The sequence below is a fragment of the Acetobacter pasteurianus genome (assembly GCF_009914215.2).
GTDB classification, from domain to species: Bacteria; Pseudomonadota; Alphaproteobacteria; order Acetobacterales; family Acetobacteraceae; genus Acetobacter; species Acetobacter pasteurianus.
In genome coordinates this window covers 291,581-315,968 of sequence record NZ_CP039845.2, presented here as the reverse complement: position 1 = coordinate 315,968, position 24,388 = coordinate 291,581, and the positions used below count along the sequence as shown (strand labels likewise).

27 protein-coding genes are annotated in these 24,388 nt (G+C 47.0%); 17 read left to right on the top strand and 10 right to left on the bottom strand.

Features of this window, described 5'->3' with window-relative positions; all coding sequences use genetic code 11:
• Nucleotides 1-82: 82 nt before the first annotated feature.
• The 5 genes from FCN51_RS01430 to ssb all read right to left on the bottom strand — a co-directional run bounded on the left by FCN51_RS01430 (nt 83) and on the right by ssb (nt 3,898).
• Nucleotides 83-631 carry a hypothetical protein gene (locus FCN51_RS01430; RefSeq protein ID WP_099540753.1) on the bottom strand — a complete coding sequence of 183 codons (549 nt, stop codon included), beginning with the start codon at nt 629-631 and terminating at the stop codon, nt 83-85.
• A 178-nt stretch (nt 632-809) separates the two neighbouring features.
• On the bottom strand, nt 810-1,730 hold the full coding sequence (locus FCN51_RS01425; protein WP_160255848.1) for a hypothetical protein: 921 nt from the start codon (nt 1,728-1,730) through the stop codon (nt 810-812).
• 100 nt (nt 1,731-1,830) lie between these two features.
• Nucleotides 1,831-2,475, bottom strand: a complete 645-nt coding sequence (locus tag FCN51_RS01420) for a Spy/CpxP family protein refolding chaperone (protein ID WP_160255847.1) — start codon at nt 2,473-2,475, stop codon at nt 1,831-1,833.
• A gap of 15 nt (nt 2,476-2,490) precedes the next feature.
• The gene (locus FCN51_RS01415; RefSeq protein ID WP_160255846.1) at nt 2,491-3,300 is read right to left on the bottom strand and encodes a TRM11 family methyltransferase; all 810 of its coding nucleotides are present in this window, start codon (nt 3,298-3,300) and stop codon (nt 2,491-2,493) included.
• Between the two features lie 82 nt (nt 3,301-3,382).
• A complete protein-coding gene (gene ssb / locus FCN51_RS01410; RefSeq protein ID WP_160255845.1) occupies nt 3,383-3,898 on the bottom strand; it encodes a single-stranded DNA-binding protein in 516 nt (171 codons plus the stop codon).
• 326 nt (nt 3,899-4,224) lie between these two features.
• Here ssb and FCN51_RS01405 point away from each other — a divergent pair, with 326 nt between their 5' ends.
• The 3 genes from FCN51_RS01405 to FCN51_RS01395 all read left to right on the top strand — a co-directional run bounded on the left by FCN51_RS01405 (nt 4,225) and on the right by FCN51_RS01395 (nt 7,560).
• Nucleotides 4,225-5,805, top strand: coding sequence for a sigma-70 family RNA polymerase sigma factor (locus FCN51_RS01405; RefSeq protein WP_124297617.1), 1,581 nt, complete (start codon nt 4,225-4,227; stop codon nt 5,803-5,805).
• Nucleotides 5,806-5,987: 182 nt separating this feature from the next.
• Nucleotides 5,988-6,491 (top strand): hypothetical protein, encoded by a 504-nt coding sequence (locus tag FCN51_RS01400; protein ID WP_124296500.1) that lies wholly within the window; start codon nt 5,988-5,990, stop codon nt 6,489-6,491.
• Between the two features lie 166 nt (nt 6,492-6,657).
• Nucleotides 6,658-7,560, top strand: a complete 903-nt coding sequence (locus tag FCN51_RS01395; protein ID WP_236661128.1) for a MotE family protein — start codon at nt 6,658-6,660, stop codon at nt 7,558-7,560.
• A 366-nt stretch (nt 7,561-7,926) separates the two neighbouring features.
• On the opposite strand, the gene FCN51_RS01390 is transcribed toward FCN51_RS01395, so the two are convergent.
• From FCN51_RS01390 to FCN51_RS01380, 3 genes are all read right to left on the bottom strand, one after another.
• Nucleotides 7,927-8,508: a hypothetical protein gene (locus tag FCN51_RS01390; protein WP_160256139.1), complete on the bottom strand. Its 582-nt coding sequence runs from the start codon at nt 8,506-8,508 to the stop codon at nt 7,927-7,929.
• A gap of 93 nt (nt 8,509-8,601) precedes the next feature.
• Complete coding sequence (locus FCN51_RS01385; protein WP_160256138.1) at nt 8,602-8,931, bottom strand: hypothetical protein; 330 nt, start codon at nt 8,929-8,931, stop codon at nt 8,602-8,604.
• Between the two features lie 48 nt (nt 8,932-8,979).
• Nucleotides 8,980-9,318: a hypothetical protein gene (locus FCN51_RS01380; RefSeq protein ID WP_124297622.1), complete on the bottom strand. Its 339-nt coding sequence runs from the start codon at nt 9,316-9,318 to the stop codon at nt 8,980-8,982.
• Nucleotides 9,319-9,703: 385 nt separating this feature from the next.
• Here FCN51_RS01380 and FCN51_RS01375 point away from each other — a divergent pair, with 385 nt between their 5' ends.
• The 14 genes from FCN51_RS01375 to FCN51_RS01310 all read left to right on the top strand — a co-directional run bounded on the left by FCN51_RS01375 (nt 9,704) and on the right by FCN51_RS01310 (nt 22,239).
• A complete protein-coding gene (locus FCN51_RS01375) occupies nt 9,704-11,215 on the top strand; it encodes a methyl-accepting chemotaxis protein (RefSeq protein ID WP_160256137.1) in 1,512 nt (503 codons plus the stop codon).
• Nucleotides 11,215-11,499, top strand: coding sequence for an STAS domain-containing protein (locus tag FCN51_RS01370; protein ID WP_124297624.1), 285 nt, complete (start codon nt 11,215-11,217; stop codon nt 11,497-11,499). The genes FCN51_RS01375 and FCN51_RS01370 overlap by 1 nt, the downstream gene beginning before the upstream one ends.
• Before the next feature lie 3 nt (nt 11,500-11,502).
• On the top strand, nt 11,503-11,916 hold the full coding sequence (locus FCN51_RS01365) for a response regulator (protein WP_268919996.1): 414 nt from the start codon (nt 11,503-11,505) through the stop codon (nt 11,914-11,916).
• Nucleotides 11,917-11,939: 23 nt separating this feature from the next.
• Entirely contained in the window at nt 11,940-14,183 is a 2,244-nt protein-coding gene (locus tag FCN51_RS01360) for a chemotaxis protein CheA (protein WP_160256136.1), read from the top strand.
• A 43-nt stretch (nt 14,184-14,226) separates the two neighbouring features.
• The gene (locus FCN51_RS01355) at nt 14,227-14,739 is read left to right on the top strand and encodes a chemotaxis protein CheW (RefSeq protein WP_160256135.1); all 513 of its coding nucleotides are present in this window, start codon (nt 14,227-14,229) and stop codon (nt 14,737-14,739) included.
• Between the two features lie 12 nt (nt 14,740-14,751).
• Nucleotides 14,752-15,594 (top strand): CheR family methyltransferase, encoded by an 843-nt coding sequence (locus FCN51_RS01350; RefSeq protein WP_160256134.1) that lies wholly within the window; start codon nt 14,752-14,754, stop codon nt 15,592-15,594.
• A gap of 1 nt (nt 15,595) precedes the next feature.
• Nucleotides 15,596-16,645: a protein-glutamate methylesterase/protein-glutamine glutaminase gene (locus FCN51_RS01345; RefSeq protein WP_160256133.1), complete on the top strand. Its 1,050-nt coding sequence runs from the start codon at nt 15,596-15,598 to the stop codon at nt 16,643-16,645.
• Between the two features lie 158 nt (nt 16,646-16,803).
• Nucleotides 16,804-17,193, top strand: coding sequence for a response regulator (locus FCN51_RS01340; protein WP_160256132.1), 390 nt, complete (start codon nt 16,804-16,806; stop codon nt 17,191-17,193).
• On the top strand, nt 17,193-17,762 hold the full coding sequence (locus tag FCN51_RS01335) for a chemotaxis protein CheD (protein WP_124297629.1): 570 nt from the start codon (nt 17,193-17,195) through the stop codon (nt 17,760-17,762). Before FCN51_RS01340 ends, FCN51_RS01335 begins: the two co-directional genes overlap by 1 nt.
• A 27-nt stretch (nt 17,763-17,789) precedes the next feature.
• A complete protein-coding gene (locus tag FCN51_RS01330; RefSeq protein WP_160256131.1) occupies nt 17,790-18,191 on the top strand; it encodes a hypothetical protein in 402 nt (133 codons plus the stop codon).
• Nucleotides 18,192-18,414: 223 nt separating this feature from the next.
• Entirely contained in the window at nt 18,415-19,173 is a 759-nt protein-coding gene (locus FCN51_RS01325; RefSeq protein WP_160256130.1) for a hypothetical protein, read from the top strand.
• Nucleotides 19,173-20,762: a DUF2491 family protein gene (locus FCN51_RS01320; RefSeq protein ID WP_160256129.1), complete on the top strand. Its 1,590-nt coding sequence runs from the start codon at nt 19,173-19,175 to the stop codon at nt 20,760-20,762. Before FCN51_RS01325 ends, FCN51_RS01320 begins: the two co-directional genes overlap by 1 nt.
• 137 nt (nt 20,763-20,899) lie before the next feature.
• Nucleotides 20,900-21,670, top strand: coding sequence for a hypothetical protein (locus FCN51_RS01315; protein ID WP_160256128.1), 771 nt, complete (start codon nt 20,900-20,902; stop codon nt 21,668-21,670).
• Between the two features lie 182 nt (nt 21,671-21,852).
• Nucleotides 21,853-22,239: a hypothetical protein gene (locus FCN51_RS01310; RefSeq protein ID WP_160256127.1), complete on the top strand. Its 387-nt coding sequence runs from the start codon at nt 21,853-21,855 to the stop codon at nt 22,237-22,239.
• 90 nt (nt 22,240-22,329) lie between these two features.
• Here FCN51_RS01310 and FCN51_RS01305 read toward each other — a convergent pair whose 3' ends face one another.
• Both FCN51_RS01305 and FCN51_RS01300 read right to left on the bottom strand, forming a co-directional pair.
• Nucleotides 22,330-23,019: a hypothetical protein gene (locus FCN51_RS01305; protein WP_236661126.1), complete on the bottom strand. Its 690-nt coding sequence runs from the start codon at nt 23,017-23,019 to the stop codon at nt 22,330-22,332.
• Nucleotides 23,020-23,797: 778 nt separating this feature from the next.
• A complete protein-coding gene (locus FCN51_RS01300) occupies nt 23,798-24,388 on the bottom strand; it encodes a hypothetical protein (RefSeq protein ID WP_160256125.1) in 591 nt (196 codons plus the stop codon).

Here is a 24,388-nt window from a genome sequence, read left to right as displayed (position 1 = left end):
ACAAAAAAAATGTGGTTGGTAGGCTAATTGAGCCTGCCAACCACATAAACATCATGCGAGGAAGTGGTGCTGATAAGATTTATCAGCCTCGACAACCTGTCGCAGGGCATGAAGACGGTTGGGGGGCGCCATCGCGGGTGATTTCACCATCATGTATTTTAAATTTTACTATCTTATTGAGTTCCTGACGGTCACGCACTAACGGCATTTGAATGGTAAATGTTTCCGTTTCTTTGTCGAAGGTGGTGCTTTTTGCATCAGCACAGGTTCCGAAAAACGCTGTGGGATGAGCGCCAGATGCATCGACTGACGCGATGGCATAACGAGAGGGGCATCCTTCGCCACCAATGGATTTGAGAACAGCGTAATCCTTGTTATCATGGCCTTGATAGATGGCTGAAATTTCCAAATGGTTATTGCCCTTTGCAGAAGGCTTACTTTCTTTGCCATCCAGATACAAATGGTTCGGTGGCAGCGAACCGCCGTAATCAGATGTAGTCAGTTGCCCAAAGCGGGTCTCTTTGTGGGAATATACACCATTTTCGGCATGACTGGAGGGACTGGTAGCGGCGACAAAAGACGCCAGAGTGCCAAATGCCAATAGTGAGCGGAATAGGGCCTGAATTTTCATTCGATTTATCCTTCATCAAAAACTTGATGAGGTTATTTTGGCATGTATTTAAAAGGCTATTCAACCCATCTAATTAGATATCAAATACGAAAAAGTATGTGTGTATATATAGGACAAAGTGTGCTAGGCAAAATCTATACTGCCATAAAATGATCTTATCGATACTAAGCTCGCAACTCTATTTTTGAGATAGATCGCTTTCAGCTAACATTTCATCAATTGCCTTTACAATTGTCATTGCAGAAAATGGTCTCCAACGGTTTTCCGTGCACAATGACCTTATTTCCCCCAAACTGTCCTCAACCCCCTTCTTGTAAATGGCCTTATCATGTAAATTCATTTCTTCAGGAGATAGGATCGGCCCCTCATAAGTAATTTTCTGATTATCTACTGATATTGGGGACGCTTTTTCTGGGTCGGATGAATCCATATATTGCTTTGATGCAGCTCGCCAAAACGCCGCCATTTTCTCAGTATTTATTCCCTTCTGCATGCTCAAAACATGCCATCCATTAAATGCAGCCCAATGGCCAGAAGGTTCGATGCTTTCATCACATCTACCTAAAGGGGAAGATTGAAAGTCTGTGGCGATTTTCTTGAAGTGTGAGTTCTTGGCAAGCAATCCTAAGGTGGACGCTACCTCTGGAATGTTGTTCTTTTCGCCGGGGTTATTTGAATTGACGTTACCGCATTGTATTGCGGCTGCAGACTTAAGTGCCTTTTGAAGGATGTCTTTAATAGATGATATTTTCTTGTCTGTTGAGGGTTCAGAACCTGTGCAGATGCTAATGGCAAGATCAGCAGCAAGAATGAGGCGGCATATTATTTCATCGCAGTCTTGGCTTTCTGCCAGGGTTCTAACCCTACCTGCGTAATTGGCCACTTCAGATAGAGCCTCAGGCGTGACGGCGTTACCATTGATGTGCCAGACCTGTTTGATCTGGTCGTAACGTGCTGGGTATATCTCTAAAGACCCATGCTCATTGCCCATTTCTTCGGGGAATGTGATCCAAAAGAATTCATTGGATTGATTTCCCTGACACTCGGCCAGATGGGAAGGAATCCCGCTCCATTCTTTGTGGGATATGCCATTCAACATGAGTGGATACACCTTAATTCAGAGGGGTATTTATCCCCTCCCTCTCATATTGTTGCAGGAGAGGGAGGGGCGGCCGGGAAACAGGTGAAAGAGAAAAAATTTAGTGGGAGGCGGTTGGCTGGGCCTGCCCGCCGTTTGGTTGGCCAGCCTGCAAGGCACGGATCTGGCTTGCCAGTTTTGCGATTTCTGTACGAGTTTTAATGCCCTGATGGATTTGATCAGGCGTAAGGAGATTGTGGATTTTCGCTGTGGCTTCGACCTGAACGCTATCAATCTTATTATGGATTGCCTCTTCCTGATGGACGATATCCTGAAGATGGGCAATATCGATTTTGGCCGTGGACTCAAGATTTGAGTTGATCTCTTGTCTCAGTTTGGCCACTTGATCGCGAGTGCCTACAATTTTTGACCGGGCTTCCCGCAAAATCTTTACTACTTCGTCCTTTTGATTTTGAGTCAGGGAAATCCCCTCAAGCATTGGCACTCTGAAAACTTCCCGTTGTAGAGAAGATGGGTCGCCACCGGCTTTGTTGGATGCTTTCGACTGGCTCGGCGCAGTTGTTGGTGTGCTGCCCTGAGAATTGGCTGCGGCTGTGGAGGGAATTTTTGCTGAAAGTGCTGGGATCTCACTTGCTATCGCCTGAGGTGCAGAGAGCCGAAAGCCTGGAATGGCCAAGGAGATCGTCAACAGGCCGACTAAGGCTGCCCCAGTGGTGAACGCTATTTTTTGGGTTTTCAGAGACATGAGGTGCTAATCCAATTACCTTGTTTCAGGATGAGACAAATCAAGCGCAATCTGTGCTTCAGAAGGAGCTTCTTCCTCAACAAGTTGCTCTTTGCAGGACTCTGGAATGGGTGGCGAGATTGGTAGCCAACCTCCAGTCCAGGTTTCTTGATCATGCTTCCTTTCGAATACATACCAAGAATATGGTATTTTGCCGCCGGTCGGTTTCATGTCACTTTTACCTGGCGGCAAAGAAACTCTTTTGGAGAATTGCCAGAACCGCGCAAGTTTCTTTGTGGAGAGATACCAAGAAAGACGGTTTTGGCCTTCCAAAAATCGAGAGGGCAGGAGGAGATAGACGATTTCTGTGTCCACATCCCACGCCGCATCAACAATTTCCTCCCATTGTGAAAATGGCGGATTGCTGACGATTATTTCAGGTCTCCAGTGTTTAATCGTATCTCGGAAATCTTTAACGCACAGTGCTCCTTCCCATCGTGGATGAAGATCGCCGCCGTGAGCATTGACGCCGTATTTGCGGAGGGTAATAGGGATATTCCCGCCACCACAGCACGGATCTATGACATATTTCCCAAGAAGATTATGACCTTCCTTGGCCATGAGGCAGTGAACTTCAAATGGGGTTTCTGTGTAATAGTCGTCAGGATCTCTTTTGTGTCTGGAGACTTTTTTAGTACGTTGAGTCGCCTTGGGTTTGCGTGACTTTTTTTTGGATACCCTTTTTTTTCTCTTCACCTTTACAGCTTTAAGAGGAGAAGCGGCATCCTGAGTGTGGGGGAGATTGCTGTCACCGAGTACTTTCGACTGATCCGGTTGTAAAGTCAAAACCCGGCGCTCCAATCAGATGGAATGCAAAGAAAAGCGCGCCATAACAAAGCGCGCTGTGTGAAGTAGATAAAAGGTTCGGCTAAAATGGGATCTCATCATCAAGATCACCCGAACCGCCAGAGCCAGAGGCATCCCACCCGCCGCCGGCTGAGCCAGAATTGGCGGGCTGACCTCCGTAAGTTGAACTTCGTGAGTTTTCGCCATTATTGGGAGGAGGGTAATTCCCACCGCCCTCCGAATTGCCTTTGTTATCCAGCAGCACCAGTTCACCCCGGAAGCGGTCAACGATAACTTCCGTTGTAAATCGTTCCTGCCCACCCTGATCAGTCCATTTTCTGGTCTGCAGAGAGCCTTCCAGATAAACTTTACGGCCTTTGCGCAGGAAGCGTTCGGCCACATCTGCCAGACGTTCGTTGAAAATAACTACGCGATGCCATTCTGTGCGCTCACGCCGTTCACCAGATGCTCGGTCATTCCACGTGTCGCTGGTGGCCAGAGAGAAGGAGACAATCTTTGAACCGCTCTGGCTGGAGCGCACGTCCGGGTCCTTGCCCAGATTGCCGACCAGAATGACCTTGTTAACGCTGCCGGCCATCACTATTCCTTGCTAAAAGATTAGAAAAAGTTTGTCTGAGAATATTTTAACAAGGCTATTTTGATATGATCAAAAAAAAATGTCAAATCCATCTTTCATTAGATGACGAATATATTAGGAAGAAATTGATTCAGTTTTCTTTGAGTAATCAGTGTGTCTTTTTTGGCACGCTTCTCCTATAGTCAGCCACTTCATAAGTTGTTAAATGCTTCCTCCTTTGCTGTTTGTGGCAACAGCAAGGCAAGGCTAATTACGTCCTAATATAGATCAATTTATCCTTGCCATTGGGACCACTTCTCTCGATCTGACCTTCGGGGAGTCTTTATATGACGGGCTTTTCATCGTCATCATCTTTCGATGCCGGCCATATTTCCAAAGATAGCGATCGTGCCAGAGGGGAGCCAGACGCTTCTTCCTCACAAGTCCAAGATTCACTTGAGACGTATTTCTCTGATGTACGAAGGAATAAGCGTCTTAGTAGGGAAGAAGAGGCTGAGGCCTCAAAAAGGATGTCTGAATATCGTGGGGATGTTATCGCGATTATCTGCAAGCTGACATCTTTCCCCTCCGCCATTGAAGGTTTCATACAAGAGTTAGGATTAGGTGAGTCCCACATAAGATCTCTCGTTGATGTTAATGCGCCAAATTTTGAGCCCAATAAAATTTTAAGCCTTGCCGCTAAAGAACTCCCATCCATGCCCGAACGTAACGCGGGTGATTCTTTACAATGCTATGCAGGTATCTGTTCTCTTAAGCTTTTCTTGGACTGGTTATCGAATAACAAGAAACAGCGTGCCAAGTTTACACGTGATGACGTGGACGAGGTCGTTACTGATCTCCAGATTTCTTGGTCTTTATTTGAGCGATTTGCTGGCACCATAGCTCAGGCGGAACAGCAATTTAGAGAAGAAGAGCGAAAATTCCTCTCATTAATGCGCAAACATGGCATTACGGGTGAGATTTTACGTCCACATTGGCGAGGACGGGAATGTCGAGATGATTGGTCAAATTCAGAACTTCTTCAAACTATTGGCGTAAAAGATAAAAAATTCAGCATTTCTGATATAAAAACGATTAAAGCCTGCCAGGCTAGTATGAAGCGGGCAGCAGTTTCAGTTTCAATGACACCGCGGATTTTGTTAAAAGCGCACAGGGAGATTTCCCTTGCGATGTCAAAATATGCGCAAATGCGGCGTCTTATGATCAATAGCAATCTTAGGCTGGTTATAAAGGTCGCAAGAGGTAAGTCTTCCCCTGAAATGAGCCTGAAAGATCTTATTCAGGAAGGGAATATAGGCCTGATGAGGGCTGTCGAGAAATTCGACTATAAATTGGGATTTGCCTTCTCAACCTATGCAATCTGGTGGATCAGGCAAGCAATTTCGCGAGCTACTGCCGAGCAGAGCAAAACTATCCGTATCCCTGCCCATGTGCAGGAAATGAAGCGGGTAATCATGAAAACAGCAAATGAATTTAAGGAGCGCTTTGACCGAGATCCGACTGAAGAAGAACTTGCAGAATTGTCTGGTTATTCAGAGCATAGAGTACGTGATGCTCTTTCAGCGGCAGATCGCACAGAAAGTATTGATGAGGTCCTGCCGGACAAGCCAACTTCTGAACGATATTTGGTCGATGATAAAGCCGAGTGTGCTCTTGATAACATAATGACGAAGGAAGGGGTTTCTGCAGTTACGGAAGCCGTGGATTCATTGAGCGAAAGAGAGCGGCTGGTAATACGCATGCGCTACGGTCTGGAGGGGGAAGCAGAGGCAACCCTTGAGGAAATTGGTGACAAGCTAGGGGTTACACGGGAGCGTATTCGTCAAATTGAGGTTGCTGCTCTGGATAAACTTCGCCACCCAAGACGCAGAAAGATCATGCAAAGAGCCATTCCGGGCATTGCCTGAAAGATGGTGCTCGCCTAGTGCTCAATGTTTATGGTGCAATCCATAGGTCTCTCTGGGGCAAGCTTTCTAAAAAATAGCCTTGTCTTTTTTATTGTTGCTATCGGGTGTGGATGCCTGTTTCTTTGTATGCACAAAGAAAATTAGCCTTGTGTATTCCTTTAAGGACGTGACGGGGGGAAAGTATGTCAGGAACAGCAGCTAATTCTGAATCGGGACAGAATTGTGCAACTACTGTTTTCGCGGCGGGTTCGCAGATAACCAAAATGCGCTGCATCAGCGAGGGTATTGTAGATATCCTTGGCGAAATCCGTGACTCTGCGTTGACTGCGAAGAGAATTAACGTGAAGGGGTTTGCTTCGGGTCAGTTCCAGGCTGAAACCATCGTTATCAATGGCCGTTTGGAAAATGCTACGATCCAGGCCGCGAGAGTATTTATCGTTGATGGTGCGCATGTAGAAAACTGCGAATTTAATCTTTCCTCATATCAGGTTGGCATAGGCCAGAACGCACATCTGACCGGGCGTATTGTTTTTAACATGCCTACAGCCGCAGATCTGGCGGCTAGACAGCCGCAACAGGTCTCAGCAGTGGCGCAAGGATCAGCTTCACCTCAACGGGGCGCTCCTCCGCAAAAAGAGGATGATGATGAGCTTGTGCTTACGCCTGAAATGAGATCTGGTGAATAATCTTCTTCTGACTATTTTGAAGGTTAATTTCGTCGGTTTCCTATCCGAAGGGTGGGGCATTACTCATCCAGCGGATGAATAGTGGCCTGATCGTGATGAAAGACAAACTCCCTTGCTCCTTAGCGGCCTGTCTCTGAGTAAAATTGTGAATATCTCATCAGCACTAATGACGGTTTTGCTCGCTCTTAACCTTCATTCTCTTGCCTCTAAATTTGGTGATGCTGGAGAAGATCAGGCCACAATTTCTCCGGCATCTGCCCCAGAAAAAAAAGAGAGCGGGGAGGTGAAGTCTTCCAACCAAGCAGAAGATGTGAAGTCAAACGCTACTACTGCGTCCCAAACAACAGAGGCTTCGGCCAATCTTACACAACGGCAGAAGCTGAATATGCTTGAGGGGTGGCAGGCATATGATGCGGCATCAAAACCTTCAGATCATGCTGATGGCGGGCCGGGCTCTTCACCGGCTGACGCTGAGGATATAATGGAAACGGATCCTCGCGTGAAAACTGCAGCACAGGATATTATGGGGGATATTAAAAGCCATCAGCCTCAAATTGAGAGCCAAAACAAGGTTTATGAGGCACAACAGAAAAACCTTGAAACAGAGAGGCGGGCTCTGGATCAGCAAATTCAAAATCTGAAAAACTCAGAAGCTGACCTTGATGCCAAGCGGACAGAGCAGAAGAAGGCATTTGAAACAGAGGTTGATCGCCTTGCACGTGTATATGAGCAAATGCCTCCAAAAGATGCTGCCGTTGTGTTTAATATTCTTGATATGCACGTGATGGTGCCTGTCGCATTGCATATGAACCCTCGAAAGGCCTCCGCCATTATAGGCAATATGTCTCCTGATCGTGCAAACATTCTGTCACAGTATATGGCAGGCATCAGGACAATCTCATCACCAGAGCCAGGCAAAGAATACCAGTCAGAAATGGCGACCATTGGTGGTTTAATTGCCTCGGAAGGTAAGGCTGGGAGAGGGGCGGGCAATGACATGCAGACGTTCAGCCAAAAGCCGGATTCCCCCCCTTGGCAGGCGGATGCATTCAAATCATCCCGACAATAGTCATGACACTCTCCCCGCTCTGAATGGACGTGGTTTTCCCCCAGCATCTATGCATCAGGATGCACAGGCTGTGGTTGCAACGCCGAACACCTCACGCCAGCGGGAAACAACCATTCCGCGATCACCTCTATCGGGGTGAGCATAGATATCTAATAGGGCTGTTTCCCCGGCCACCATTGGATGAGCACATTCGCTCCTGCATTCCTGAGAGTTGGCAGAGGTAAAGCAAAATCCAAAATGTGCAATGTGTAGATCATTAGTCTGCGACTAATGCGCAAGACCTAATGCATTAACGAAATACCCTCCATCCCTCTCTCAAGTGACAAGGGGACGTCATTCCCTCACATAGGCAATGAGGGAATGACGTTAGGGGCTTGGTGAGGCGTCATACCCATTTTCCAGTTCCTCAACTTCTTGAACGCTATCAACACCAAAATTGTTGTCAATTTCATATGAGCATTTGGGCTCGATATGTGGCTTTATGGCGATAGGTTTCATCAAGGACGGAATGCCAGCAATAGCTGTATTCATGTCGATAGAGACAAGAAAGTGCTTGGGGTCATCCATTCTGGAGACAAAGAAGGCAAATCCATCTTTGTGAGGCCCTACATCCATTACGACTGGGCAGTTGCCCTTATTGGATAGGAGCCGGCCACCTTCAGGGCTTATTGTCCATTCGCCTTCATTGGGATGGGCATGCGCAAATTCTAGCAAAGCTAGTCTGTAGTGATTATGCTGATGATTCCCAGCGATCATTCCTGTCATAGACAGAAATTCATCAATGATCATATCCAAGGCATCTGCAGGAAGATCAGCCGCGACCTTTTCTACCTTGTGAGCCAGGCGGTCAGCACGAGGGAAAACTTTTGCAACGGCGGCCAGGTCCACCCCAGTCTTTTCATGGAATAGAGATCGGGTGGAAACGCGATTATCTGCGCTGACAGTCATTGTGAGGGTCTCCTGGCGTAGGCGTATAATTCATGATTCTAATAACCTGAACCTATGCAAGAGACCGATCTAATATTCAAAAAAACACACACATTATGCAGGCAATGGCCAAACCATTTTATTACTTATGGCCGATACCCCAGTGACATGTAATGACTTATTCAATGTCTGTCTCTTTTTATCATCGACCGATATAGATTGATAAATATCCACCTCACAGATGAGGATGTCGCCACTCTCTATGGTTGGAATACCATTTTTATTGTGATTCTGACGAAAGAAATCAAAAAAATCCGCGCATTTATCGAAATTGACTGACACAAGGCCATTACCGTCAGACATTTTCCATATATAGCCATGTTCAGGTAGAGGCGAACGCACCTCCAATGCCATTGCTATTTTTTGCGATGGATAATTTTTCAAGGCAGAATTCCTTATCTTTGCGGTCGAATGTGCCGGAGGTCTCAGATTTCAAGCGCGAGGCGTTGTCACGAAATTGATGTTGTTATTCATGAGCCTGCGGATCAATTCTGGGTTTGCTTCGCACCATTTGCGTTCACTCTCTGTGAGAGATTTTTGGGGCTTAAGGAGTGATGTTCTTGGCCAGTAAAGGGTCTTTCTCCGATTTTTGGCCCCTCCGCTGACAATATAACTGGTGTGATCGCGAGGAGTGGCGGTGCCCAAGCGGCGATATTCAGGAGAAATTTCGTATGGTGTCTTTCCTGGCGGCACGATCGCGATGATAACGCCACTCTTTTGTGTGCAACTGCTTTTCCAGGAGACTGGTGTTCCGATTTTAAAGTCAGTCATATCTTGCGATCTCCGCTAAGCTGTCAACCTTCTGGGTCTAGGTTCGAGAGTGAAGGTTTGAAGGTTAAATTAAGCCTAGAATAGTAAGACCTTTCTTCGGAGGGCTTAGACAAAAAAGAAGTATGCCATCTATGACTGATCGGGCCAAGATCAGGGTTAAGGTTAGTTTCGCATTTAAGGCCTTTTTCATCATGTTTTATGAATTTTGTGAGCAGGCTATTTGAATAGAAATATCATCGGTTGAGTATTTGTCCTTAATCGCGATTTTTTTTTCATTACCCTTTGTTTGAATTGATGCCTTCAGCGCGCCGGTCATGTGCCTGTGCGAGAGGTTTTCTGGCAAACAAAGTACGCCATGGAATATTGAAGAGGATCGCCCTTCGTCATGCTGAACTGGCTTTATACAAAGGCGCCTGCCCGCGCGAAAATAAAGGTCGCCATGCTAATCATGGAGGCATTCCTACTCTTGCAGATGATTGTGGGGGTATCGGAGTTCTTCCTGCATAAGTCCGCTCCTCAGATATTTGTGGGTGAAATGGCCACGCTGGCTGTAGAGCAGATTGTATTGCTGGCCATTTGGGCAGTAATGACGAAGATCATCACTATCCCGCTGGAGACACTGGCCAGTCTTGGCGAATCCCTAGGTCGTGGAGATATCCCAAAAGAAATCCCTTATGTGGATAATGCCGACTGCGCTGGTCGGCTGGCACGGATACTCTCTTCATTTTCTGAGCGGGTACGCCAAGGCAAGATCAATGAAGACAAGACGCGCGTAGTGGCACAGAAGGCTGAAGCTGACGCCGAAAAGATCCGCATACGTGATGAAACCACGCGCAAGGTTGTTAAGGCAGTGGGGGAGGCCCAGGAGAAGCTGTCCAACGGGGACCTTACTGTAAGACTGAATGATCCCATTTTTGATGGTGAATTTTCTGGTCTAAGAGATTCATTTAACAGTACAGCCAAATATTTGGCAGATGCTTTGGCCCAGATATCGGCAAGTTCTGAATCTATCGCTGATGGGGCATCAGAAATATCAACTGCTTCTGATGACTTGGCACAGCGCACCGAGAGGCAGGCATCAAGTCTGGGGCAGGTGTCCGCTTCGGTTAATGAAGTCAGTGCCGGCGTTAATGAGACTGCCGAGGCGTGCTCTGGGGCTCTGGAAGAGACGATCAAGGCGTCACAAAAAGTTCGTGAAGCATCGGATGGGATGCGCAGGACTACTCAGGCTATGAACGATATTAAGGCCTCTTCCGATGATATCGGTCAGATCACTTCTACAGTCAGTGATATTGCTTACAAAACCAATATTCTGGCGCTCAATGCGAGTGTTGAGGCTGCGAGAGCTGGTGAAGCAGGCAGAGGCTTCTCTGTCGTTGCCCGCGAAGTGCAGAACCTGGCCGAGCAGTCATCCAAAGCATCTGAAGCGATCAAGAAGAAGCTTGAGGCATCTTCTGGTCAGGTTAAGACCGGTGTGGCCCTTGTGGAGCAAACCAGTTCTCTGCTTGCCGATGTCGCTGTTGGCACTGATGCGCTGACCAAGAGGATTGAGAAAGTCGCGAAGTCAGCAGTGGATCAGTCCAATAATCTGGGCGAAGTTGCCAAAGCAGTCGGCGAAATGGATCGCATGACCCAGCAGAACGCGGCAATGGTAGAGCAGTCAACTGCCGCCAGTGTCAATCTGACTGAACAGGCCGGCAGATTGCGTGAGGTTACGTCTTCATTTCAAACTGGTTCACGTAACGCCCCGCGCAAAGAGAAGAAAGCCGGTCAGACATTCTCAGAACGGAAAGAGAAAGACCCTTCAAAGTCAATGAATTCGAGTGACCTCGTTGTACAAGACGGGAAAATGGTCGAAACGACAGCGCCTGACGATGAAACGTGGAAGCATTTCTGATGTCTGAAGTTTCAATGGTTACCAATATTCTATTGCCGCAGCGTCTTGATACCGCGGCTGCTGACAAACTGAAGGCTGATATTGATGAGGCCTTCAAGTCTGGTCTGAAAATTAATCTTGATGCTTGTCAAGTTGAATATGTCGGAGGGCTTTGCCTTCAGGTGTTGATGGCAAGTCGTAGTCCTGTTGTCAGTCCAACAGGAAAAGCTGTCAGGGCTTTTTCCCTTTTTGGTGCAGAGGTCGGACCTGATGGTGTGCTGAAAACAGCAGTTGAGGAGGTTTAACCTGTGGTCAGTGGGAAACCAAGTGTTGAGGCGCAAGCCTCTCACAACAAGATCCGCGTTCTGACTGTAGATGATTCCAAAACGATACAGGTCATGCTGCGTAAGGCTTTGGAATCTGCAGGATATGAAGTTATTCAGGGAGGCGATGGTGTTGAGGGGTTAGAGGCCCTACGTGCATCATCATCACCTCCGAACGCTATCATCACAGATATCAATATGCCCAGAATGGATGGGTTTGAGTTTATTGAAGCTGTGCGGAAAATCCCAGAATATCGGCACATTCCAATGCTCTGCCTCACCACGGAAAGTGACCCGGAAAAGAAGTTGAGGGCAAAAAAAGCCGGCGCGACAGGGTGGATAGTTAAGCCATTCAACGCGGAAAGCCTTATCGCGGCAATCCGGCGCGTCACCGACTAAAATTCTAAAAGGGCGATCTAGGCATGAGCGATGATACGGGCGATATGGAAGAAATTCTGCGGATCTTTTTTCAGGAATGTGATGAACAGTTACCGGTTCTTGAATCTGGTCTGAACGAACTTTCCTCCGGTGCCTCTAGCAAGGAAACAGTCAACGCCATTTTTCGGGCTGTCCATTCCATAAAAGGTGGTGCCGGATCTTTCGGGTTGGAGCGTGTGGTTAGATTTGCCCACGTGTTTGAGAGCGCTCTGGACTGCTTGAGGTCAGATAAGGTTGAACCAACACCTGAGATCATCAAAACCTTTCTTGGTGCGATGGATATTCTGAGTGATCTGGTCGCTGAGGCCAGAGGAACAGGTTCAGAAGTTGATGATCAAAGGATTGCTGCAAGTCAGTTAAAGCTTGAAGGAATTATAGAGCAGGGAGGCGGTGCAAAACCGTCCACGCCAGGTGAATCCGTTGTCCCTGAGGACTTTACTCCTGTAGCATTTGATTTCTCTGATTTTGGGGAAGTAGATGAGCCTCAGAAACCCGTTTTTAAGCTTGTCCGGTTTTATCCTCATGACGCCTTGTATGAACGAGGCGATGATGCCCGTGGTCTCCTTGTTTCCCTCAGTTCACTTGTCGAAAAAGATGCTGACATGTGCATTAGCTGCAAGGTGAACCCTGCAGTTTCAGATGATTTGCCACAGATTTCTGAGCTTGATGCCCATAAGTCATATCTTGAATGGCATGTTCGTCTTCCTGGTCATATTGAAGAAGAGGCCATTCGCGGCGTTTTCGACTGGGTTGGAGACGTCTGTGACTTCTCAATCTCGTCAACGGATGGTGAAGGGCCAGATGGGGGAGGAGCTGAATCATCGCCCCCGTCCTCAACCCAAGAGGGAGAGAATGGTAATCCAGAAGCCTTTCCGATTGAAAAGGATGCGTCTGGAAGTGTCGATGCCACCCCCCCTTCTTCAAAAGAATTACCTCTGACATCAAACCCTGAGAAGGGGTCAACCAAGCCTTCACCTGCTCAGCCCAAAAAGCCGGAAAAACAGGTATCAATTCGAGTGGATCTCCATCGTATCGATACGCTGATGGATCTGATCGGCGAGATGGTTATTGCCCAGGCCGCCCTGGAAGCCGTTTTGGAAAAGGGTGGTAACATTCAAGATCAAGAGACCCTGAAAAGTCTCGCGAGTATGAAGACACTTACAAGAGACGTGCAGGATGCTGTTATGGCAGTCCGCGCTCAGCCGGTGAGAGGTGTCTTTCAGAGGATGAACCGGGTTGTGAGAGAGGCAAGCTCTCTCGCTCATAAAGAAATCATTCTGACGCTTGAGGGTGAAGATACGGAGGTAGATCGTACCTTAGTAGAAAACCTTACTGAGCCCCTAACTCATATGCTGCGAAATGCTGTTGATCACGGCATAGAGAAACCTGAGGATCGGATAGCGGCCGGCAAATCACCTCAGGGAAACATTCTTTTGTCCGCAGGTCACAGATCTGGCCGAATTGTTATTACGATCCAAGATGACGGTGGGGGTATCAATCGTGAAAGGGTGCTTGCCATCGCCATTAAAAAGGGGATCGTATCACCAGACGCCAATCTGTCAGATGACGAAATAAATGACCTGATTTTTGCCCCCGGATTTTCAACTGCATCTACCGTTTCTGATCTATCTGGCCGCGGCGTAGGTATGGATGTTGTTAAGCATGCAATTCAAAGCCTAGGTGGACGTATTACGATTAAGAGCATTCAGGGCAAGGGCACAACATTCAGTCTTAGTTTGCCTCTAACCCTCGCAGTGCTTGATGGCATGGTCATTGAATGCCGTGGCTCAACAATGATTGTCCCGGTCTCTTCTGTTGTAGAGGCCATGGAAATAAAGAAGAAAGAAGACGTTTATATTTTGCCAGATGGCGGAAGTGTCGCCTCAATTCGCGATACTTTTATGCCTCTCATTTTTCTCGGGGCTGAATTATCCCTTCCTTTGCCATTGGATCGGCAGGAAGAGACTATCGGAAACTCAGTCATTCTCGTTGTCGAGAATGAGTCTGGGGCTCGTGCCGCGCTTGTGGTCGATGAGATCCGAGACCAGACACAGGTGGTTATCAAAAGTATCGAAAATAATTACCGGCATATCCAAGGCGTGTCAGCGGCAACGATACTGGGAGATGGCAGTGTTTCACTCATTCTGGACGTGTCCGCTCTGATGGCTCCTGCGACAAGACGGATTGATACCAGAGCCGCTGCAGACCGCCACAATATCGCTGCTTAAGCAGTCTTCTGCACAAAACAAGAGTAGAAAGGATTGGAAGTCTATGGGGTATGCATCCAACAATGGTGATCTGGCGGATAAGGCTGTGAGCACAAAAGAGCAGATGATCCTTTTCTCGATAGGGCAACCCGATGAGAACCAACAGGAATATTGCATCCCGATTTTGATGATCAAAGAAATCAGGGAGTTTGAGAAGCCGACAAAGCTTCCTCACAGCCCACACTATGTGGAAGGTGCAATAAATCTGCGCGGAAATATTCTACCAGTCATCAATCTGGCAACCAACCTCGGTGTGCAGCCAGAATTGAATAATCCACGCCGTATTGTTGTGATCGTTGAGTATGAAGGTAGAACCTTCGGATTGCTTGTGGATCGGGTTGTCGGGATTACAGATATTTCTAGCGGCGAAATTCAGCCAGTATCTGTTGATGCCAGCACATCCGAACTGAGCGGTCTGGTTATGGTGGAGGATAAAATGATCGGCATCCTCCGACTTGATAATATCGTAAGTCAATTGGTTGGCGGATCCGGTGGCGCGGCCGCCATGGAATTCTAAGGATAGAATGATATGCCTTCAGCCGACATAGATTTCGGTTATTCCGATGCCGATTTTCGCCGTGTGCGTCAAATAGCAATGGCTGAAGCTGGTATTAGTCTTCCAGAAACGAAGAAAAATCTGGTCTATTCCAGACTCTCAAGGCGTATAAGGGAGACTGGCTATCCCTCCTTTAACTCTTACCTAGATTTTGTTGTTACAAAAGCAGGTGAAAAGGAGAGAGATAAGTTAATTTGTGCCATCACGACGAATGTAACAAGCTTCTTTAGAGAAGGTCATCATTTCGAGCATTTGCATGACGTGGTGCTTCCGCAGATTGCTCGGAACTTGAAGGCTGGAGGGATGGGGCGCTTGTGGTCCGCCGCTTGTTCGACAGGCCAGGAGGCCTGGAGTATGGCCATGACAACAATGGATGTCATTCCTGATGCACCATCTCTAGATATGAAGATCCTTGGCACTGATATTAACCGAGATGTTGTTGATGTCGGCCGGAGGGGCGTATATCTCAGTCAAGATCTTAACGCCATTCCATCCACAATGAAAAAAAAGTGGGTCGTGGAAGACAAGGATGAACCTGGTTATTCCATGATTACCGGGGAAATAAGAGAACTCCCGGTCTTCAATATCCTTAATCTGAATAGCAATTGGCCAATTAGAAAGAAATTTGACGCTATCTTTTGCAGGAATGTCGTAATTTATTTTAGTGCGGAAACACGTGAAGCTCTCTGGAAAAGGCTTGCTGACCAACTTGTGCCAGGCGGATATCTCTATGTAGGCCATTCTGAGAGGGTTGAGCGGCAGGATGAATGCAACCTGACTGCTGAATCATCAACAATTTACAGGAAGAGAGGCTGAGTTGGTTAAGAAAATAAAGGTTCTTATAGTTGATGATTCAAAGACCATAAGAGCTCTGATCAAACACGCTTTTCAAAAGTGCCCTGAATTGGAAGTTTGTGGCGAAGCCGCTAATCCAATGGAAGCAAGGGACATTATCGTCAAGGATCAGCCAGACGTTATTACCCTTGATGTGGAAATGCCCGGCATGAATGGTCTGCAATTCCTTGATAAGATCATGAGATTGAGACCAATTCCGGTCGTAATGGTTTCAAGCCTGACAGAGCGCGGCGCGAATATCGCAATTAAAGCCCTTCAAATGGGCGCTTTTGATTGCTTTCCAAAGGGGCAGGGAGCCACAGGGGCTGATGCCTTTGCTGGCCTTGCTAGGATTGTAGTGCAGGCCGCCCACTCCAAGCCAGGTAGCCAGTCGATTAGGCGGGAGATGTCGGGGCAAGTTGGAGGAAGAATATCAGCAAATGGAACAGGGAATTGGCGCCATATGTTCGATGTGGTGGCAATAGGATCATCAACGGGTGGTGTAGAAGCAGTCGAAGACGTTCTGCGTAATCTGCCTCAATCCAGCCCTCCGATTGTCATTTGCCAGCATATGCCGCGACTGTTTACTGCCAGCTTCGCTTCGAGGTTAAACCAGATTATCCCGCAATTTGGTATAGAAGAGGCAAAAGATGGGGAGGTAATGCGGCCTGGCATGGTTCGCATTGCTCCAGGTGGGGATATGCACTTGGTGGTTGATAAAACTGGTGGAGGCATCTGTACCCGCTTCTTTAAAGCCCCACCTGTAAGCGGTCATGTGCCTTCAGTCGATGTGCTGTTCACATCAGTCGCAGAAAACATTGGTCGCAATGCTCTAGGCATTATCCTCACCGGAATGGGTCGCGATGGAGCTGAAGGTCTTTTGTCTATGCGGCGGATAGGATGCAGGACTATAGCTCAGGATAGACAATCAGCAGTTGTGTATGGGATGCCACGAGTGGCTGCTGAAATTGGCGCTGCAGAACAAATCTGTTCTTTGAAGCAAATTCCACACACTGCGATGACTATGCTTTAACAAAAAGACTTTTGAGAAGCATTTTGTCACTGTTTTGTAAGGCAACATGCGGATATAGCCTTATGATATGTGAAATCCTGCTTTGATCATGCAGATCATGTCAGTACACTGCGTTAGTTGAGAGACGTAGCCTTATTGAAAGGCTGAAAGGGAAGACAATGCCAGCGGCATCGCAAATTCGCGCACTTATTGTTGATGACCAGTCATCTATCCGTTCTGTTCTTGCAAGTCATATGTCAGAACTAGGGTTTACTGGGGTTGCACAGCGCAAGGATGGTAAGGAAGCCCTGGAATACCTTGAAACAAATCCCACCCATCTTGTGATTTCAGATTTCAACATGCCTGAGATGGATGGCCTTGAACTTTTGAAGGCTGTTCGGGCTAATCCTAAAACCAAAAAAGTCGCATTCATTATTCTTACAGGTGAAGCGAATAAAGATTTGGTGCAAAAAGCGGTTCAGGCTGGCGTAAATAACTTCTTGGCCAAACCCTATACTGTAGCCAAGTTGCGTGAAGCAATTGAAAAGGTGTTCGGGCCTCTTCGTTGATGCAAGAGAGAGATGTCACCACCGTAATTCAAGGAGAAGTGGCGATCTCCAAAGATCCGAAAGTGGTCTTTGGAACGCTATTGGGGTCATGCATTTCGGTATGCATGTATGACCCTTTTGAGCGGGTCGGGGGGATGAACCACTTCTTACTCCCTGATGGTGGTGACGCATCAGACGATAGTGAAACTGCCATGAGATTTGGCGTCAATGCCATGGAGAAATTGATAAATGGCATCCTGAAATTGGGAGGTAGAAGAGATAACCTAACCTGCAAGGTTTTTGGCGGCGCCTCAGTTATCGCTTCTTTGGGGCGAGTGGGGCAGGAAAACATCGTCTTCGTAAAAAATTACATTCGAGCTGAGGGATTGAAATGTCTGGCCCACAGTCTCGGAGGTAATAGGGCACGACGTATAAGGTTCTGGCCAACTACCGGTAGGGCTATGCAAAGCCTCGTATTGGATTCAACTGCCAGCGCAATCGGATGGCAGGAAGAAAAATATCGCCTCAAGGAACGTGAGGCAGAGCAACGTTGGAAAAAGCAGGCTGGATCGGATCTGGAATTGTTTTAGTGCCGGTTCATATTAAGGGAAATGGGCATGTCTGGAAAACCATCAGCCAATTCTGATGAGAGTATTCATTATCGCTCAATGGTGGACGTATTGTGTGCTCTGCTAAGTGATGCGCATGATAAATTGCAGGATGCACAGGAAATTATCTCACACTGTTCTGCCTGTACAGGACTGTCAAACAGTGATTTTGAACGGTTGCAAAACCTTGATTCTGCTACGCAATTGGTGGATGCCGTAAAGACTGTACTGGGCAACTCCTCAGATAATGGCATCAAAGAGTGTTTCGGATCCGCTGGATTGATGATGAATGTTAAGGACCTGGTTAAAGATGTAAAACTCCACTCTGTTGTGGAGGCAATATCAGGCAAAGATAAAAGCAAAAAGCAGAAAGGGAATGGCGACCTTTCTGGATCAGTGGAAATGTTCTAACTCGCCTGCCGGTTTGAGATAGAAGCTTAAAAATATTCTTTGAGATCGTGGTAAGGCATAGGCTTATTCCAGAAATTGAATGGGAAGGCCTTTTAAAGTTTGTTCATTTGATAATCTGGACTTTCTATATCCACAAAGGCTAAATCTTGCTAGAATAGCCTTTGCAAAATTGGTAAGGCCTTCCATGAGAAGTCAAAAATGGAAGGTAGGGAAGGATATAAGCTTGAGTTCGGCATTCAAAAGTAACAACCGTTTTCAGCCGCGTCGGAGGCAAAAATGGCGGAACCGCAAACGTAATAAAGAGAATGCGGGATTGGATGAGAAAAAAGACCTGCCTTTTTCTCCAACGTCTGAGATCGCCTCAGATGACGTTTCTCCGGTGAGTGATCTGGGGTTATTTAGTCTTCCTAAAGACCTTAATATTCAGGATATTGAAGGCTCAGTACCACCATCATCAGGCGAAAAATCTGGAAGAGTTCGCCATTTTCGTGAAAATTCCAGAAATAAACGCAATGAGCAGGATTGGCGAAGTCCTTCTCTGCTAAAATGCAATTCACATCATGTGCGACCTTTGACGTTTATTGCCGGCCCTTCAGAGACTGGTCAGCGCATCTTCATGGAAAAACTTTTCAAAGATGGGTTTCCCACATGTGGCTCAAGGCCTGAATTCTCTTCCTATGGTTTTTTGCGCTCTATTGCATCTGATGGTGGGGTGGCGTTGAGTGGATGCGCTGTACGAGTGCCTCCTGATCTACCGATGAGCCATCTTCAACTTCATCTTGATGTGCCATGCAGGGTAGTTTGGATTAATGACAACCCTGGTGTGAAAGCAACGGCTGATCAGAAGTCTGCTTTCGAATTCTTTCGCAGATTATCTGGTGGGAATATCCTGCAAACATCATCATCAGTTTTTTTTGGAAATGCTCATGACCTCCGTCAGGTGTCCAATTTCCTAAATTTCAATCTATTGGAGTTCGCCTGATGTTGAAAAAGTACTCAGCATTCCGACCTTCTAAACCGGTTATGTTGAAGACATCACTCTATGCCACTGCATTGGGTATTTTGGCCCTAAATGCAGTTCCGGTCCTTCCACAGGTTGCTCTTGCTAGAAGTTCTGCATCGTTTAAATCCAGCTCCTCTTTTAGTTCTACTCGATCCAGCAAATCCTTCAGTGCCAAAGCATCGACATCGTCTTCAACACCTAAGCAAATTTTGCGGATGAATGAGAAGGCATCAGCGAACGAATATAAGAAATTTCGCAATAATGCCGCGCTCTCGATAGCGGCAGGGACAGCGGCAGGTGTAGCAGTGCATTCTGCCAGTGAAACCCATGCTTCATCGGGGCCTTCTGGTGATGATGTAAAGCCCCAGCAGAATAAGGCCGCGGAACAATCTGTTCCTAATGTGCCTCCATCAGTTTCGAACGCGGCGCCAGTTGTGAATGGATCTCCTTCGTCTGAAACATCTTCAGCTAATGGAAGTGGCAAGGATCGAGTTGTGGTGGTGCATGACCATCATGATGATTCCAACGACGGCTCATCACAATATCTCGCAGGCTTTGTTTCTGGCTTATCTGTGGCGAATTCCAATTCTTCCCATAACCACGATAAGCAGGGTAGGGATAGTCAGGCCCCGACATCTTCAACTCCTGTAGAAACTTCTCCTTCTAGTGTTCAAACACCAGTCCAGGTTCCTGTACCTAATCCTCCGCAGCCTGCTATAACTGGTTCTCAAGAGCCTACTTTTTTTACTGGCATGGTGTTGCTTAAGATAATTCTGTTTCTAATCCTTTTCGCAATCATCGGTCTGGGCGCGTATATCTATTATAAGGCGAAGAAGCGTTCAGGTGTTTCTTCCGTTGGAAAAGCATTGAAAAAGAAGTTGTCCGGGGATGAAGATGTGGGAGAAACTTCGTCTTCACCAGTCCTGCCGGCTCTTCCCTTAGTTCGTATCGGTTCAAGCATTACTGTCCCTGTAATGGGAACGTCCAGTGACCCTTCACTGGCTGGTAAGGTGCCGGATCTGGATTTTGAGCCTAGCATTACAGGCCAGACATCAATCACTGGAATAGGTGTGATAGAGGATCAGCCAGATACTGCGGTTCTGTACACTGATCCAAACCTTGAGGATCAATTCAGGGTTTATCTGGATGAGAGCGGTAAGATTTATTGTGCATCGTTCCTATCACAACTCGCTATATATACAGCAGACAGTGATCAGTGGGATGCATGGCTGAACAAGAACGATGGCCTTTTAGGCCAGCCTGACATAGAGCATGACGGGAAGAAGTGGTTGCGAAGCATGCTTCCTCAGAAAGAGGGGCGCATTGAACCAGTATGCGAATTCGAGGCCATACATTCACTTATCAAGAATGAGCCTTTCGTATCGCGTTGGCGACACGAATACATGCTGTACGAGCGCGATACAGGTTACTCGCCCGGCTTCCCACAGAAAGAGTTTATGCTCATCCGTTCCTGCAGTGCTGTAAAGCAAGGTGAGGATTATATGTTTCTTCAGATCCTTGGTGGGGTTGAAGTCGAGCCTTCATCGTTGGATTTGACAACAGGCTAGGAAATCAAGACCTAAATCTTCTCATCTTTTAATTAGACAAGGTTTAAATGATCTCATTTAAGCCTTACTTCTTGGCTAAGAGAGAAGAGATTATCCTGGTTTGATCATTAAACTTTAAAACTGGAAAGAGGTAATTCATGTCTACTCAGGCACTGTCGTTTGCTGGAGCTATGGCTTTTCTGAAACTGAACAAGATTGTAGATGCCGGTGCATCGTTTCTGGCTACACTTGATCCACAGACGGCCACAGAAGCAGATATCAAGCAGGCAGAAAATCATCTCACTGAAGTGCTAACGAAGCGCGCTTGCGCCCGGCGAGAATATGATACTGCAAACGATGCTTCATCCAGGGCAAAGCAGAACTATGAAGCCGAGGTCGCCGGATTAAAGGTTCTGATGGACAAATCTGCTTCGGCCCAGGGTGATGAAAAACTGGCTCTAAATGCGAAGGTCAACGCATTCGAGGCTGAGTTGCAGGCCAAAAAGGGCAATGTCCAGGCATTACTGGCTACCACGAAGTCCAAGAAAGATCTGGTGGACACATACGATACAATCGTTTCTGCCGCTCAGGACAAATTCAAAACGATTCAAGCCCAGGGCCAACAGGCTATCGATCGCCTGAACATTGCCAAGGAGCAGGAGGCAATTGCCAAAGATAAGGCTGAGGCACAACGTCTCGGACGTGATGGTTCTCAAGGCAGTTCATTCGGATTGAGGGCTCTGAGTGCAATGGCTGACAAGTCCGAAATTGCAACAGAAGTCGAAAATGAAAAGGCTGCGGCCATGGCGCCTCCGGCATCAATGGCCACAGCGGATGCTGATGTGGCAGCAGCTATCGCTGAAGCGAATGGTCAAAAGCCCGCATCAGAGAAGTCTGAGGCAGAAAGATTGGCAGACCTGAGCCTCTAGTATTATCATTTCAGTGGCGGTGAAATCTGATGGGCTTTGTCTACTTGCCCGGCCGCCTTTTTCCCCATTGCCCGTTTGTCAGGAATGAGCCACTAATCACTAACATATCCTGATCATTTAAAAATGGCGTCCGTCATAAAGCGGACGCCACACATTCCATTTTATCCGGCACAGTAAAGTAAATGAGTGATAGTAAGCCAATATCAATTAAGACGCCAAATCCAGAATTTCCTGAAATCGATGGATTTAGCAAAGAAGAACTCCAACATTTCCACGAATTTATGTTTAAAAACTATCCCGATGGAACTATCCGCTATTTTCCATCAGGGCATTACACTCTCTGCCACAGCCTTATTTATCACTGGACGGTTAAGCGAGGAGCAATCTGCGACTACAACGGATACGATGACAGATATTGCTTCGCGACAGAACAACTCGCTTTAGAAGCGATCAACGCCTGGAACGACCCTACTCAGGAATGCCCTGGACACTGGCGCCGACACCCCAAAACTGGTCGCCGACGGGAATGGAACCGTGATGGAACATTCCTAGAATACGTCATGTTCTGAAATTCCAGGTGATGACGGCCTTTGGAAGGGGACAGTGCAAGGAAATTGCCTGTCTCCTTTTTTATGGGGGCAGGTTGGGATTAGGAGGTATCAGGCCGGTGCTTTCCAAAGAGAAAGCCCGCTTAGTCCACCAGACATGCTGGCCAGACTATTAGGGTATGTGTGTGGGTAGAGGCGTGTGAAGCCATTGGCCAGTAGATAACCATCCTGAAGGCCGCAATAGGCACGTCTCCCTCCTATGATGACTTTCTGCCCTGGGGCCAGCATGGATATGATTTCTGCAGATGCTTCCGGGTCTGGCCAAGAAATGAGGATGGGTGCACCAGGATTTTTCTGGATCATTTCACGGGCATCATTGTAGTCAGGGAGGCGCCAGACCCCGATCCCGTCATAACCACGGTTGAAGCATTCTGCAGTAATGACATTCAATCCTGCGGCTTCTAGCACCCGCGCCATGTATCCCGTACCTTGACCAAATTCGAGTATTTTTGTCAGAGCGAGTTTATTTTTGAGAACGTCAAGTGTTTCAGCGCAAGGGATACCCCACCCATACCAGTCCCTCAGCGTTGTCCAGACGCATTCTTCAGGCATTGATAGGCTATAGCCATCTATTGTGCGATCCCATGTCTTTGGCAGTGCGCAAATATCAGGGTGATTTGTGTAGGGCATGTAGGGGGCAAGGTTAGCCCAGAGAGCCGGTTTGCCAGTTATTATTGCCTGATCCAGGAGGCGGATCAGTTCGGGATGTAGGGCTATGCGAAGCGCAATGGCTTTGCTCATTGCTGCACATTCCTTGGAGATGAATGACCCTTCCAGATTAACGGCCTGAGGGGTTACGACATGGGGAAGAAGCCGTGACCCGAATGGAGAAAAGATTTGGTTACCCAGCATGAAAGTGCCTAATGTGATGTCCCATTTATGGACCCCCGCAAATTACGGCGTTCTGGCCGGCAAGCATATCTGCGACCTTCTAAGAAAAGTCCATTAGGTTTGACAGAAAGGGATGGGGGGTGAAGTTTCGTATCTCGAAATCAAGAGAAACTGCTTTCTCGGAAAACAAAAACACAGGTGGAAAGATCTCCCATTTGAGGTTCGGTTGAACTGCTTCGCGTTGATCTATTGAGGGGGGGGAGCATCTATTTTTTATCAGGATTATGAATTGAGGAATCCTTAGATCGAATTCTTAAAATTTTGAAAATAAAAAGTAGTCCTACAGCATCTAAAAATACTGGAATACCAAGGAAAAGGGCGCTTTTTGGTGAATGGAATATATGATGAGGTGATAAAGTAATAATATTTAGATACATTTTCCCATCATAATTTGTAATCGTGATGCGAAAGATAGAGGAGATTGCGTAAATAAATGAAAAAATAACAATTAGAGACAGTGAATATTTTAGAAAAATCACTGTTAGAGGAGTTTTTATGGAGGTGGTTACTGGAATGGGCGCCTGATCGGAGTTCGATTTGTATTCCAGATCGTTCATATCGTCCGCACAAAGTGTAATAATATACCATCTCCCTACCTAAGCAAAGGCAGGGATCAGGTCAAACCCAGTCAATAGATATGATGTGGAAGTTTATTGGTGACATATTTCGGCATGTGAGGAATCAAAGCGCGTCGGAAGGTGGTTCCCCTCAATTTTTCGATAAGGCGCAGAAAACGAATTGAAGGGGTGAAGGTTTTTTGACCATCACTTCCTTCATCAGAGGCAACAAACATCTTAGAGATCCAGTCTAGGATCAAAGTATCTCCAGGATGTGAAAAGTTGAAATTGGGAGTGGCTTTTTCAACCATTACCACCAACCCATGTTTATCCCTGCCGTCGTTACTGCCACTAAAATCGGCGAGGGTTCCGAAATATCGCAGACCACATTCTTCATCATTTTCAGCATGTCGGCTTACATCAACCGATACTGTCATACCCGTAATAAATTCCTGGATTGCTTCTGGAAAATCACCTTCCTTGGGATTTAACAAACGCTCTCTTTCTTCTTTTCTTCCCTCTTCCTTGAAGATCTCAATGACTTTTTCTAGTGCTTCTGTAGCAGATGCTTCTGACATGCCGAGCACAAGGAAGGCCGTCATAATTTCTGACCGGGCTGTTTCCAAATCCATTTCAGGAGAATTGTCTGATTTATTTGTCAT